This is a genomic window from Pseudomonas sp. Arb-4-2C, assembly GCF_055755015.1.
This window is the reverse complement of the sequence record NZ_CM146899.1, coordinates 6,252,476-6,264,494: the sequence shown is the minus strand read 5'-3', so window position 1 is coordinate 6,264,494 and position 12,019 is coordinate 6,252,476. Positions and strand designations below refer to the sequence as shown.

The window sequence follows — 12,019 nt, the reverse complement described above, 5'->3', positions numbered from 1 at the left end:
GAAAAAGGAGATGAAATTTCATGGATATACTTGCAACTCTATTTGAGTTTTTGGAAAAAAATCAAAATATCGCTTCCGCCGTGTCAGCGATTGCAAGTGCACTGGCGGCCATCATTGCGGTATTGGTTTCAATCTATGCAGTACGAGTTTCAGCGAAGTCGGCGGAACAGCAACAGCGTCATAACACGCTGACCGTTAAACCCATTCCAGAAGTGATGGTTGGTGACTACGAAAACTCCTTGCGGGTTAAGCTCAAGAATCACGGAGCTGGACCATTGCTAGTGACGTCTCTCGTCGCAACACTTCATGGAAAAACACGTGCATCGTTAATCGACTGTATGCCTAACCTTCCAGGTAGGCACTGGACAAATTTTGCAGGGGTCATTGACGGTCGAGCCCTTCTCCCAGGAGATGAGATAGTTCTTGTGGAATTGACTTCAGAGCCAGGGGAAACAGACTTTAGAATTTCTCGCGAACTCGCCAGGCATGCGCTATCTCATACGGAAATAGTTATCAAATACACCGACGTCCAAAACTCATCGTTTTTGCCGTATAACAAGTCTCTTTCATGGTTCGGTCGAAACCTCGAATAAGTAAGTATTTAGAATACGCTAACGCGTATGGGCGGCCGAGGCGCAGCAACGACGACTCAGCTGAAGGCACCTTCGAAACCATCAAAATCCGGCGAGCAGCGCAGTTTCCAAGCTTGAGGGTACGCAAAAGATTGCCGCGTCTTCATATCGCTCCGCACGGTCAAGACATGGTATCCATGTCGGTATCCACGGTTTAGTTAGATCCGACGTGGATACCTTGGGGTGACTATATGCGGTGACCACCAATGGTGACCGCTAGCCCTTGGTCACCGACGCACCATATCCCCCTTGCCGAAACGCCCCACGGAAGGCTGGCGCCCAGTTCCGGCCGACGTGTTTCGCGCAATTCGTAGCGCACGTCGGTCGCGCACCTGGTCAATGCGCGAAGCCATCTCCCAGCAGGTTTTCACGCACCCTTCACGCAGTGTCTTCACGCACACGGGGAGCTGGAAACACCTGTGGGAGCGAACTGTTTGGCGTTGATACGCAGCCAGGTAAGCACGATCGGTACGCACCTGGCACCGGCAGCCGCCGGCAAGTTCGCACCTGGTTCGCAACCACCATTGCGCGCGAACCGCCCCGCCCGGAGACCTTTTGCGGTCAATTTGTAATCAGTGAGAGCAAGTACACCACGGCTACGCTGACATCTAAAAACGCTATCCGGGAAAACCAAAAATACTGTATAAATAAACAGCCAATAAACTTTGGTCATTGAGAACGAGTCAAGTCAAATGTGTCAACTAGAATTTGACCAAAGTCCTTGACTTAGGCAGAATCCCGCCTCATTTTTAATAAACTCATCCAGCTCATTCGGGGAGGCCGATATGGTGTATCGCACTGCAGCAGACGTCCTTCAGGCGCATTGGGATGGTCGGTTGCCAATTAACCCTCAAGCTATCGCAAGCGCTATGGGTATTGAAGTAAAGGCTCTCACTCCCTTTGAGCCAGAAACGTGGCGACCTAACGAAAGCGGACACTACTCTTTTCGCGACGGGCAGCCACTCATCACCTATAACTTCTTGGATGCGCCCGTTCGCCAACGATTCACTATTGCCCATGAAATCGGGCATCACGTACACGGCGACCTTGATGCTCCACGAGACACCACTGAGCAATTCAGTGCTCGCGCTAGAGACCCTAGAGAGATAGCGGCTAATCGATTCGCCGCGGCTTTGCTGATGCCTGCCCCACTGATCAAGCACATGGTGCTTGAGCAAAGGATCACAGATCTGTCGCGATTGGCGCAAACATTTGGAGTCTCTACGGCGGCGATGGAGTTCCGACTCAAAGCGATTGGGTTGCTATGACGGATTCGAGCGATGATCTATCCCTCGGCGAAGCTGATAATCCTGGCTTGATCAGCGATTTTCTTAGAAAAGAAGCCTGGCGATTCCGGTGGGAAAAGCGCCTGACCACCGTTACCGTCAGCCTCATCATCATTTTCTATTTGTCGCTGCTGGGGTTCGTTTTTTTCGGCAACATTCGTATAACGGTCGGAGCTTGGTATTTCTTCACGTCGGTGAGGCCCCATACGACAGGAGACATCCCCATAATCGTCTCTCTATCCACTGTTCCGACGCTGTTGTTGATCGCGCTTCTCAGGTATTTCCACCACAGACCAAAGCCTGAACAGGATGATATGCAAGCGCCCTTGCCAATCAGTGTTGAGGCAGCTAAGGAAATCATCAAAGCTACTACTGACGCGATGAAGGGGCAAAGCTCCTAATATAAGCCCCGCCTTGAGCGGGGCTTATTATTGGGACCGGTTAGCTCGTTCTGCTTTGCTTTGACCACGCTTTGACGGAATGTGAGACAGGTGTGAGACGGAATCCAAGGCCGGTGGGCGTCAGGGGCTTGTTCCGCCTTGGCCACGTCAAAGTGGGGAGATTGACCGTCTCACACCACTGACAGACCCCTGACGGATTCTGGACAGGATCTGGACGGATTTACCGGGCGCATTTTGATTGGTGGTTGGCGGGCGCTACGGCCATCAAGGCCGGGCCAGCTCGGAATGCTGGCGGCGATAGCGGAGGCGTCCAGAACGGATGGGCAAGAGACGCCCAAATCCTTGACCATCCTTGACGGGGCCTTGACCAAACTTCTGACAGGTCTTGACGGTATCCCTCAAGGCAGAACACGACCGGGCACGGCAAACCCGCGCACAGCAAGGCCTGCGGCGATTCGCGCGACCCCGTAGGCGCTCGCCTCGTCAAGAATTCAAAACCACGGCCGTCAAGGGTGAACGGTAGATGGACAGGCTGACGCACCCACGTCGCAGACGGGCCGAGCGCGCCAAAAATACTAGACAGGCCCTAGACGAATTTTCGCCGACAGACCACTGGCAAACTGCCCGCAGCCCAAGCAGCACGCCACCGCCAGCGTTGAAGTTGGCCTGCTGGTGCTTGATGCTCGTCAAGTATTTTCCGGGTCTTCCAGCGACCTGACAACAGGTCGGAGCTGGCGGTGAACGAGTTGCTCACCCTGGGAGCCGAACACGGTCGGCTTACCACCTTTGCCAGCCCCGGCTTCCAGGTAGCCGCTCAAGCTCCGCTGGTAACATCTGCAGGTCGCCCGGCCAAACTTCGTGCCGGCGCCTGCATCAACCACACATCAATGACCGCGTGCTATAGCTGGAGGGGGAAGGGTCAAATCACTTAATCGAAAAAATCAGGTTCGACATCCATGGGCTCACAGTCGTAGCTGCCTTGAGCAATATCAATTTCGATATCCCAGTCTTCCGGAGAAGAGTCGCCTTGCACGCCAGAACATGTCAGATAAGCTTGGACGTCAATGACTACAGATGATGCAAATGAATCTGAGCCAATAGAAATCTCATCACGATCGATGGAATCCCAAACTAAGAAATCGACATATACTGATAGTTCGACATCAGCCTTAATCGCCAACTCGATAACCCATGTTGCCTTATCATCGCTTAACGACCAAACTTCAGCAGCGTCGATTTCAAAAGATCGGAGCTGCGCATCGTTAACTTCTGCCTCCACACGTGACACGGTCCCGCTAACCACATTATCCGCGCTCCATGAAGCGTTCCCCACATGCTCGACAAGTGCGTCATTAACTGCATCTTTGACTGGGGAGCCATCTGTTTTCACAGCATCTATGACTTTCTGCTCTACTGTCTGAGCGTGCTCATCTGTTGCAGCAAATAAAGCCGCAAGCTCTTCAATAGACCTCACGCAGTAGAGATAATCCGACTCATCTGCAAATGCGCTCCAGCCTTCGTCGCCTGACGCAACAATTCCCATCGTGTGCTTATCCTCTGCATGCCCTTCGAGCAACAACAGGGAAGCCGCATCCGGAAATTCTGATTTCTTTTCCTTCCGCTTTGCAAAGGGTGGTTCGCCAGCGAAATATAGGTTAAACATCTGCTTTGCTAGGTCATTGCCTGCAACCGGTAACACATCACCACCGCCGCAGCTACTTGCGTATGCTTCAACTTCATCGCGAAAGGCTTGCGAAGCCGTTCGTTCTACGTCCAGCCCGTCGAACAATGCATCGATATGCTCCATCGGTGCCGTGGCTAGGCGCTTTAAACTGCCCGAGGCCGTTTTAAAGCTACCTACAGCCTCCATTACTTTGATCATCCGATGAGCCACAATTTCGCGAACAACTACATCAGACAGATACAGGGCCATTGTGTCCGGAAGCTGCTTCGGTAACTGCTTCAGTGCGCCCTCAGCGAAATTGTATCCGGCGCGTTGGATGAGATCAGTGTCCAATGAGAAGAAGGAGACGTCCCCCTCCCACAACTGGGCTGCGGTAGGCATTCCCTTGGGCATAACTCAGCACTCCTTATTGGCTAAAGGCCAGCATAAATTCAAACGATAAGGATTTCCACAGAGCGAGGGAAAGGAAAGGCACTACCCTGATCCGGGGTGTTGCTGAAGCGGGGGAATGGCAAGAGCGCCTCTGTGTGTCGAGAGTGCCACACCGCGCTATCACTATTTCCTCAAAAGTGAGGAACGAGGTAATCGGGCCACTTTTGGACTGATCCATCCAAGGAGTGGTGATGATGACCACACCTTTGCACCGGCGACGGGTTTATCACGATGGCGTCACCGTTCGTCGGGGATCGGCAGAGGAAATCAGCACGGTTTCGATCGCCGCCAGCAGGTTCAAAACAGAGCCGCATTTTAAAAAGAGAGTAGATTTGTGAGTAGATTTATATATCGACCAAAGATAAACCCTTTAAATACTTGACCTGTAGGCGATTGTTCGATTCCGTCTCTGGCACCAAATACCGAAAACCCTGAATCGCAAGATTCAGGGTTTTTTTATGCCTGCGATTTGATGACGGCTCAATCAGTCCTTTTGCGCAGCCCGGAAAAAACCCGCGAGCCCTTCACAGGCGTCGCGGGTTTTGTCGTTTCAGACGATCGGCAGGGCATCGACCCGCTCAACGCAAATCTGTCATTGCTCATTGAGTTTTCAACCTCGACGGGTTTCGGCGAATGGCGATCCGCGCTACTTTGGCCGCACCTTAAGGAAGAGGGTCATCCACTCGATGAACCAGAAAAGAACCCGCGTGCCCCTGCCCCATCCGCCGCCCTATCGCCAGAGCCGGGTAGCGTTCTGGTTGACGGTACTCGTCGGCGTGCTGATCGCCTTCGTCATCGGCGCATCGATCTATCTGATCATCCACAGTTTGATCAGCGGCTCCATCACCACATGGAACCGATCAGGCCCACGCCATACCTACACCCTCGCGCTACAACCCCGAATGTATTGGTTCGAGATCGTGTCGCAGTGCATCGGCACCGTATTCCTGGTGGCCATCAGCTGGATCGGATTATGGATTTACCGAATGGCGCACGAGCCGACCGACAAGCCGAAGGCCAAACGCACACGGCGATAAGTGAAGATTCCCTTCAGAGGGTGTTGACGTAATCGACCGGCAGCAAGACCGTGTCGAGCGCAGCGTCTACCGGCAGGGAGACGACGGTAATCAGCGGACAAACGATCATCATGTAACAAATGACCGCGGACGGCATGCCGTCTCCCCCTCTCACACCGAGCAAGTGCAAGTTGCCATCGACGCCTTTGTAATACGGCTCTTCAGAAGCACCGTTCATGCGCCCCATCATCGTTCCACAACCGGCCAACAACAAAGCCAGGCTCACCGCTGAGCCAACACGCAAAATCCCTTTCAAACCCGCACTTCCTTCGCCACCAAACACAAGGCGCGGGATTGTACCCGCGCCCTTGCTTTACGACCGCATCAATCGCCAGTCACTTCAACTCCAGTGAAACACCAGATTGCGCGCCGTGCCGCTGCCGACGTCAGTCACGTCGCGCCGCTCCTGACCATTGAGCGTGGCTCGCACGATGTACTTGCCTGGCGGCAATTGCACATACACCAGCGGCCCCGCCTGATTGAGCGTCAGCACAGGTTGCCCCGAGGCTTTTTCAATCGTCACGTTGACGTTGGCGGCGTACTCGTTTTGCATGCCGACCGAATAGGTCATGTGCAGGTTGTAGCCGGGGGTTTGCTGAATGGCTTTTGACTCGTCCAGGCCGATCCCGCCGGACAGGTAGTTGATGCCGTTTTGCTGTTGTTGCTGGACTTGCACACCGGCACTGTCGACCGGTTCCAGGTTGGCGGCCTGCGATATGACAGGCAACAGCAGCCAACCGACAGCGGCGAACGGCAGCATGAATGAACGAATGTTTTTCATGATGGCGACTCCCGGGTTCAGAGGAACCCAACCGTTACCCTTTTTTAGATTTGACCCCGCGAGGCTTGTTTTAGATTGATTGGAACTTGGCGTGTGTACGAAATGGACTACAGATCATTGCTCGCAACCACGCCTTTTGTCGGCAACGTCCTGCAATACCCATCCCGTCTTCCTGCTGCCTTCACAGGCTCGCCCGACATCGCCGGCCGGCGACACTTGGCATGCTTTGCGTCTGTTTCCAATGATGCGGAAGACTCGATGAACCAGGTAAAACCGACTGACGCGCAAGACCCGAAAATCGATTCATTGCTGGGGGAATTGGGCGAACTGATTCGTCAGGCGCGGCAAAAAGTGCTGCGTGCGGTTGATACGATCCAAGTGCAGACCTGTTGGCAGATCGGCCGGCATATTGTCGAGTTCGAGCAGCAAGGCGCCCAGCGTGCGGGGTATGGCAAGCAGCTGCTGGCCTTGTTGGCGGAGGATCTGACGGTGCAGTTCGGGAAGGGGTTTGATGATCGCAATCTGCGGTATATGCGGAGTTTTTATCAGTTGTTTCCAATTTGGAACGCAGTGCGTTCCGAATTGAGCTGGACTCACTATCGCAGGCTGCTGCGGGTCGAAAGCGCGAAAGCGCGCCAGTGGTACGTGGAAGAAACCGCCAATCTGAACTGGTCCAGCCGCGCCCTTGATCGCCAGATCAATACGCTCTACTACGAGCGACTGCTGATGAGTCGAGACAAAGCCGATGTGATCGAAGAAGCCAGCACCAACATTGCAGCCATGAAACCCCATCCGCGCGAGTTCATTCGCGACCCCGTCATACTCGAATTTCTTGGGCTACCGTCGGCCGGCAAGGTCAGGGAAAGCCGTCTTGAGCAGGCCCTCATCGACCATCTGCAGGGCTTTCTCCTGGAACTGGGTAAAGGCTTTTCCTTTGTCGCTCGGCAACAACGTATCAGTACCGATGGTGACGATCTTTACATCGATCTGGTGTTCTACAACTACTTGCTCAAATGCTTCGTGATCATTGATCTCAAACGCGGACGGCTCAGCGCCGGCGACGTCGGGCAAATGGACATGTACGTGCGCATGTACGACGAACTCAAGCGCAGTGAGGGCGACAAGCCGACCGTCGGGATCATTCTGTGTGCCGAGAGCAACGACTCGGTCGCGCGTTACTCGATGCTCAAGGGCAATGAGCAACTCTTTGCCAGCAGTTACAAGACGATACTGCCGAGTGAGGAAGAACTGCGCGCCGAACTCAATCGGGAACAGACCTTGATCGAAGAACGCCTGCGCCTTCAATCCTCGGAATAGCAACTGCGGATTGTTCCCGGATGGCGCTAAGACTATTGTTGGCAGCTCCTCGAATAGGTCGAAAGCGATGAGCTGTCAGGATGCGCCAGCAACGCAAGACACGCAGTCAAAGTCGCCGGCTTTGACTGATAAACACGGCGAGGCTTTCAAGGAAGTCGCCGCCGATAGCGTTGTGCTCGGCGGTTTCATCTGGCGGCACACCGTGCCCGATGAACAACGCCCGGTGGTCATCATCAACGCTGCCACCTCGGTACGCTGCCGACATTACTCGCGCTTCGCCGATTATCTGTTCACCAACGGTTTCGACGTGATCACCTATGACTACCGGGGTATCGGCGAATCCCGCCCGGCAACCCTGAAAGGCCTCGAGGCCTCATGGACCGATTGGGGTGCGCTGGATTTCGAGGCGATGCTAAAACGCGCACAACGGGAATTCCCCGGTCAGCCCATCGACGTGGTCGGTCACAGTTTCGGCGGCTGCGCAGCTGGGCTTGGCGAGTCGGGACAGGTCATTCGTCGGCTGGTGACGGTCGGCGCGCAGTTCGCTTACTGGCGCGACTATGCGTCGGAACAGCGCTGGCGCATGTTCGGCAAATGGCATCTGCTGATGCCGCTGCTGACGCGCTTCTGTGGCTATTTCCCCGGCAAGCGCCTCGGCTGGCTGGAGGACACGCCCGCCGGCGTCGTACGCGACTGGAGCACGCCTACAGCGCGATATGAGCAACGCCCGAGCGGCCGCAGACTGCTGAAGGCTTCCGGTCGACTGCCCTTCGCCAACGTCCGCGCCAAGACCCTGGCGATCAGCATAAGCGACGACCCCTACGGCACCGTCGCAGCCATCGAACGCCTGCTCTGCTACTTCAGCCATGCGCACAAAACCCACCTGCGCATCGAGCCGCACGACATCGGCGAACAACAAGTCGGACATTTCGCCTTTTTTCGCAGCGCATACCAAGCCACACTATGGCCCATCGCTCTGACCTGGCTGCAAACCGGCGAGCTGGCCCCCGACTCACCCGGGCGGACAGTGCCGCGCAGCTGAGCCCTTTCAACGCACGACGGAACACACCATGGCCTCCGCCAACAAGCAGCAAAAACGCGCCGCCCGGGCCAAGACCAAGGCCAAGCAGAACCGCACCAAACGCCCCGAGGCGCCGGTCGAACTGGATCCGAACGATGACCGCATCGATTTCGAGTCGGTGGACCTGACCGAATTGTTCAAGAAAATGATCGACGCCGAGAAGATCAGCCAGCAAGCGCTGTGCACCGCGTTCCTCGAAGACCCGTTGCTCGAGTTGGTCTACGAGCAAGAGGGCGAAGAAGGTGCGATGGACTTCATCCTCGCCGCACTGATCGAGTATCGCCAGTGGTCGAAAGAGACCGACGAAGCCGGCGCGCTGGCCTGGATCGAATCCCCGGCCTTCCAGGCCGACTATGTGGCGGCGTCCGACGCGATCGCCGCACAAACCCAACAGAAGAACTGAGTTCCCATGGCATCCCTGAACAAGCAACAGAAACGCGCCAAACGCGCCAAGGCCAAGCAGATCCGTATGGTCGGCCGTAAGCCGCTGGACCAGGACGACGATCTCGGGCATCTGGCCGAGCCGATCCCGGAATACACCCTGGCAATGTTCAGCAAAATGCGCGACGCCGAAGCCGTCAGCCGCAACGACATGCTGCTGACGTTGCTGCGTGAGCTGGCGTTCATCATCGTTGACCATCCTGAGCTGCTGGACATGGAAAACGCCGAAAACGAAGGCATGGCCGCCACCCACCTGGCCGCCGACATGCTGATCGACTACCGCATGTGGGCCGACGGCATGGACATCGAAACCGCCCAGGCCTGGCTGAGCGAGCCGCAGTTCATCACCGACTTCGGAGTTGCGCTGGATACCTATGGCAAGTCGATGGATACGCAGGAAGAAAAGAGCGAATAAACCCCGCTCCGAAACAAAAGCGGCCGCTCGTCATCACTGACAGCGGCCGTTTTTTTATTTGGCCGATTCGAAAGCCCTCCGTCCGAGCGCAATGTATATCCCATTGACATATCCCAACCGCAACCTATTCTTGCTTCATTGCAGACGCGGACATTGGAGGCCGAACATGGAACAAACCACAATTTTCATGAGCAATAGAAGCCAAGCCGTTCGACTGCCCAAGGCAGTCGCAATGCCCAGCGATGTCAAACGCGTTGAAGTGATCGCCATCGGCAGAACACGCGTCATCACACCTGCCGGAGAAAGCTGGGATAGCTGGTTCGATGGCGATAACGTTTCCGCCGATTTCATGGTTGACCGTGAGCAACCCAATGATCAGGAGCGTGAGTCGTTCTGATGATCAAATACATGCTGGATACCAACGTCTGTATTTTCACCATCAAGAACAAACCACAAATTGTCCGAGAAGCGTTCAACCGACATTCCGGACAATTGTGCATCAGCGCTATCACGCTCATGGAGCTTATCTACGGCGCTGAAAAGTCGGCGGCCCCCGAAAAGAATCTTTCGGTTGTCGAAGGATTCGTTGCTCGACTGGAAGTCTTGGCTTTTGACAATGACGCAGCAGCGCAGGCCGGAATGATTCGATCTGAGCTGGCTAGAGCAGGAACACCTATTGGCCCCTATGACCAAATGATCGCCGGTCACGCGCGCTCACAAGGCCTTATTGTGGTGACGAACAATGTACGGGAATTTGAACGTGTTTCCGGATTGCGCACAGAAGATTGGGTGCACCCTGAATAATCCACCGTTCCCAAACAAAAACGGCCGCTCGTCATCACTGACAGCGGCCGTTTTGCATTACGCGCTACGGATCAGTTGAGCACCACCGCACCACGTTTTTCCAGCTTGCGACGGCGTGCTACCAGCAGGCCGGCAGCCACCACCAACAGGCTCAGCAAGCCGGTCGCGAGGATTTCCACGCGGTGGGCTTCCTGGAACAGCATGATGGTCAGGGCCGCGACGATGAAGATGATCACCGCGTAGGTCAGGCCCGGGAACAGCCACATGCTGAAGACGATTTTCTCGCCGCGGGCCATGCGCTGTTTGCGCATGCGCAGTTGCGAGAGCGCGATCACCAGGTACACCAGCAGCGCGATGGCGCCGGAGCTGGCCAACAGGAACTCGAACACCGCAGCCGGCGCCACGTAGTTGGCAAAGGTGCAGAGGAACGCCGCGCCAGTGGACAGCATCACCGCCCAGTAAGGCGTGCCGCTTTTGTTGGTGCGGGTCGACATGGCTGGCGCGTCACCGCGCTTGCCCAGGGAGAACAGCATGCGCGACGAGGTGTACAGCGCCGAGTTCAGGCAGCTGGTCACCGCGACCAGTACCACGATGTCGACGATCATTTTCGCGTTCGGAATGCCCATGCGCTCAAGCACGGTCTGATAGGAACCGAGGTTGGCCAGGGTCGGATCGTTCCACGGCACCAAGGCCACGACGATGAAGATCGAGACGAGATAGAACAGGCCGATCCGCCAGATTACAGAGTTGGTGGCCTTGGAGATTTGCTTGCCCGGGTTCTTCGATTCCGCGGCCGCGATGGTCACGATTTCGGTGCCCATGAACGAGAACATGGTGGTCAGGATCGCGCCCAGTACTGCGCCCATGCCGTTTGGCAGGAAGCCGCCGGAGTCGAACAGGTGCGAAACGCCGCTGACCTGGCTGTTTGGCAGGAAGCCGAAGATGGCCGCCAGACCGAGGATGATGAAGCCGATGATCGCCAGCACTTTGATCAGGGCAAACCAGAATTCGAATTCACCGTAGTTTTTCACGCTGAACAGGTTGGTCACGGTGAGCAGCAGGGTAATGATCAACGCAAACGCCCAAATGCCTACACTCGGGAACCATGCGTGCAAGATGGTCGCGGCGGCGTTGGCCTCCAGCGGGATCACCAGGACCCAGAACCACCAGTAGAGCCAGCCGATGGTGAAACCGGCCCAGTGCCCGATGGCACGGTCGGCGTAAGTCGAGAACGAGCCGGTGTCGGGCGAGGCCACAGCCATCTCACCGAGCATGCGCATCACCAGCACCACCAGGGTACCGGCGGCGGCGTAGGCCAACAGCACGGCAGGGCCGGCGGCAGCGATAGCGTGGCCGGAGCCAACGAACAGACCGGCGCCGATCACACCGGCGATCGACAACATGGTCACATGACGCGGTTTGAGCCCCTGTTCGAGGCCATTGGAGCTTGGGGTACTGCTCATCGAAACTACCTTTGCAAGGAAAGCGATTGCGTCCGTCCCGTCTGGCTTTCCTTCTCGTAAAAAGAAACCAACGGGGCGTTCCGGATTCTGCACGCAATAAATGCGCCAAAATGTTTCAAACTCTTCTGGCCCGCGGCTTTGAACGCGACCGGACAGTCATCGCAAGTCCTTAAAATTAATGGCAATTCGCCAGAGCGTTACCCTGC

Annotated in this window: 14 protein-coding genes; 10 read left to right on the top strand and 4 right to left on the bottom strand. The window is 55.8% G+C overall.

The window, feature by feature from the left end; translation table 11 throughout:
* Positions 1–20 precede the first annotated feature (20 nt).
* The 3 genes from AC0J41_RS28370 (at position 21) to AC0J41_RS28360 (ending at position 2,319) form a co-directional block, all read left to right on the top strand.
* Entirely contained in the window at positions 21–593 is a 573-nt protein-coding gene (locus AC0J41_RS28370) for a hypothetical protein (protein WP_473014192.1), read from the top strand.
* An 824-nt stretch (positions 594–1,417) separates the two neighbouring features.
* Positions 1,418–1,900, top strand: coding sequence for an ImmA/IrrE family metallo-endopeptidase (locus AC0J41_RS28365; protein WP_473014191.1), 483 nt, complete (start codon positions 1,418–1,420; stop codon positions 1,898–1,900).
* A complete protein-coding gene (locus tag AC0J41_RS28360) occupies positions 1,897–2,319 on the top strand; it encodes a hypothetical protein (RefSeq protein WP_473014190.1) in 423 nt (140 codons plus the stop codon). The genes AC0J41_RS28365 and AC0J41_RS28360 overlap by 4 nt, the downstream gene beginning before the upstream one ends.
* A 928-nt stretch (positions 2,320–3,247) precedes the next feature.
* Here AC0J41_RS28360 and AC0J41_RS28355 read toward each other — a convergent pair.
* Positions 3,248–4,396, bottom strand: a complete 1,149-nt coding sequence (locus tag AC0J41_RS28355) for a PIN domain-containing protein (RefSeq protein WP_473014189.1) — start codon at positions 4,394–4,396, stop codon at positions 3,248–3,250.
* Between the two features lie 725 nt (positions 4,397–5,121).
* On the opposite strand from AC0J41_RS28355, the gene AC0J41_RS28350 reads away from it, so the two are divergent.
* On the top strand, positions 5,122–5,472 hold the full coding sequence (locus tag AC0J41_RS28350; protein WP_473014188.1) for a hypothetical protein: 351 nt from the start codon (positions 5,122–5,124) through the stop codon (positions 5,470–5,472).
* A gap of 13 nt (positions 5,473–5,485) precedes the next feature.
* On the opposite strand, the gene AC0J41_RS28345 is transcribed toward AC0J41_RS28350, so the two are convergent.
* Entirely contained in the window at positions 5,486–5,767 is a 282-nt protein-coding gene (locus AC0J41_RS28345; RefSeq protein WP_025110941.1) for a YceK/YidQ family lipoprotein, read from the bottom strand.
* Positions 5,768–5,851: 84 nt separating this feature from the next.
* Complete coding sequence (locus AC0J41_RS28340; RefSeq protein ID WP_473014187.1) at positions 5,852–6,292, bottom strand: carboxypeptidase regulatory-like domain-containing protein; 441 nt, start codon at positions 6,290–6,292, stop codon at positions 5,852–5,854.
* Positions 6,293–6,550: 258 nt separating this feature from the next.
* Between AC0J41_RS28340 and AC0J41_RS28335 the strand changes: the two genes are divergently transcribed.
* The 6 genes from AC0J41_RS28335 (at position 6,551) to vapC (ending at position 10,350) form a co-directional block, all read left to right on the top strand.
* Positions 6,551–7,609, top strand: a complete 1,059-nt coding sequence (locus AC0J41_RS28335) for a PDDEXK nuclease domain-containing protein (protein WP_473016042.1) — start codon at positions 6,551–6,553, stop codon at positions 7,607–7,609.
* 67 nt (positions 7,610–7,676) lie between these two features.
* The gene (locus AC0J41_RS28330; protein ID WP_473014186.1) at positions 7,677–8,651 is read left to right on the top strand and encodes an alpha/beta hydrolase family protein; all 975 of its coding nucleotides are present in this window, start codon (positions 7,677–7,679) and stop codon (positions 8,649–8,651) included.
* A 28-nt stretch (positions 8,652–8,679) separates the two neighbouring features.
* Positions 8,680–9,093 (top strand): hypothetical protein, encoded by a 414-nt coding sequence (locus tag AC0J41_RS28325; protein ID WP_473014185.1) that lies wholly within the window; start codon positions 8,680–8,682, stop codon positions 9,091–9,093.
* A gap of 6 nt (positions 9,094–9,099) precedes the next feature.
* Positions 9,100–9,546, top strand: a complete 447-nt coding sequence (locus AC0J41_RS28320; protein ID WP_473014184.1) for a hypothetical protein — start codon at positions 9,100–9,102, stop codon at positions 9,544–9,546.
* A gap of 166 nt (positions 9,547–9,712) precedes the next feature.
* Complete coding sequence (gene vapB, locus AC0J41_RS28315; RefSeq protein WP_025110946.1) at positions 9,713–9,943, top strand: type II toxin-antitoxin system VapB family antitoxin; 231 nt, start codon at positions 9,713–9,715, stop codon at positions 9,941–9,943.
* Positions 9,943–10,350: a type II toxin-antitoxin system tRNA(fMet)-specific endonuclease VapC gene (gene vapC / locus AC0J41_RS28310; protein WP_025110947.1), complete on the top strand. Its 408-nt coding sequence runs from the start codon at positions 9,943–9,945 to the stop codon at positions 10,348–10,350. Before vapB ends, vapC begins: the two co-directional genes overlap by 1 nt.
* A gap of 71 nt (positions 10,351–10,421) precedes the next feature.
* Here vapC and gabP read toward each other — a convergent pair whose 3' ends face one another.
* A complete protein-coding gene (gene gabP, locus AC0J41_RS28305; protein WP_473014183.1) occupies positions 10,422–11,813 on the bottom strand; it encodes a GABA permease in 1,392 nt (463 codons plus the stop codon).
* Positions 11,814–12,019: the final 206 nt, after the last annotated feature.

Excerpts from the sequence above, each read along its gene's own strand:
- AC0J41_RS28350 (WP_473014188.1), top strand. The coding sequence starts at position 5,122 with ATGAACCAGAAAAGAACCCGCGTGCCCCTGCCCCATCCGCCGCCCTAT.
- AC0J41_RS28360 (WP_473014190.1), top strand. The coding sequence starts at position 1,897 with ATGACGGATTCGAGCGATGATCTATCCCTCGGCGAAGCTGATAATCCT.
- gabP (WP_473014183.1), bottom strand. The coding sequence starts at position 11,813 with ATGAGCAGTACCCCAAGCTCCAATGGCCTCGAACAGGGGCTCAAACCG.
- AC0J41_RS28335 (WP_473016042.1), top strand. The coding sequence starts at position 6,551 with ATGAACCAGGTAAAACCGACTGACGCGCAAGACCCGAAAATCGATTCA.
- AC0J41_RS28365 (WP_473014191.1), top strand. The coding sequence starts at position 1,418 with ATGGTGTATCGCACTGCAGCAGACGTCCTTCAGGCGCATTGGGATGGT.
- AC0J41_RS28355 (WP_473014189.1), bottom strand. The coding sequence starts at position 4,396 with ATGCCCAAGGGAATGCCTACCGCAGCCCAGTTGTGGGAGGGGGACGTC.
- AC0J41_RS28325 (WP_473014185.1), top strand. The coding sequence starts at position 8,680 with ATGGCCTCCGCCAACAAGCAGCAAAAACGCGCCGCCCGGGCCAAGACC.
- AC0J41_RS28370 (WP_473014192.1), top strand. The coding sequence starts at position 21 with ATGGATATACTTGCAACTCTATTTGAGTTTTTGGAAAAAAATCAAAAT.
- AC0J41_RS28330 (WP_473014186.1), top strand. The coding sequence starts at position 7,677 with ATGAGCTGTCAGGATGCGCCAGCAACGCAAGACACGCAGTCAAAGTCG.
- AC0J41_RS28320 (WP_473014184.1), top strand. The coding sequence starts at position 9,100 with ATGGCATCCCTGAACAAGCAACAGAAACGCGCCAAACGCGCCAAGGCC.
- vapC (WP_025110947.1), top strand. The coding sequence starts at position 9,943 with ATGATCAAATACATGCTGGATACCAACGTCTGTATTTTCACCATCAAG.
- vapB (WP_025110946.1), top strand. The coding sequence starts at position 9,713 with ATGGAACAAACCACAATTTTCATGAGCAATAGAAGCCAAGCCGTTCGA.
- AC0J41_RS28340 (WP_473014187.1), bottom strand. The coding sequence starts at position 6,292 with ATGAAAAACATTCGTTCATTCATGCTGCCGTTCGCCGCTGTCGGTTGG.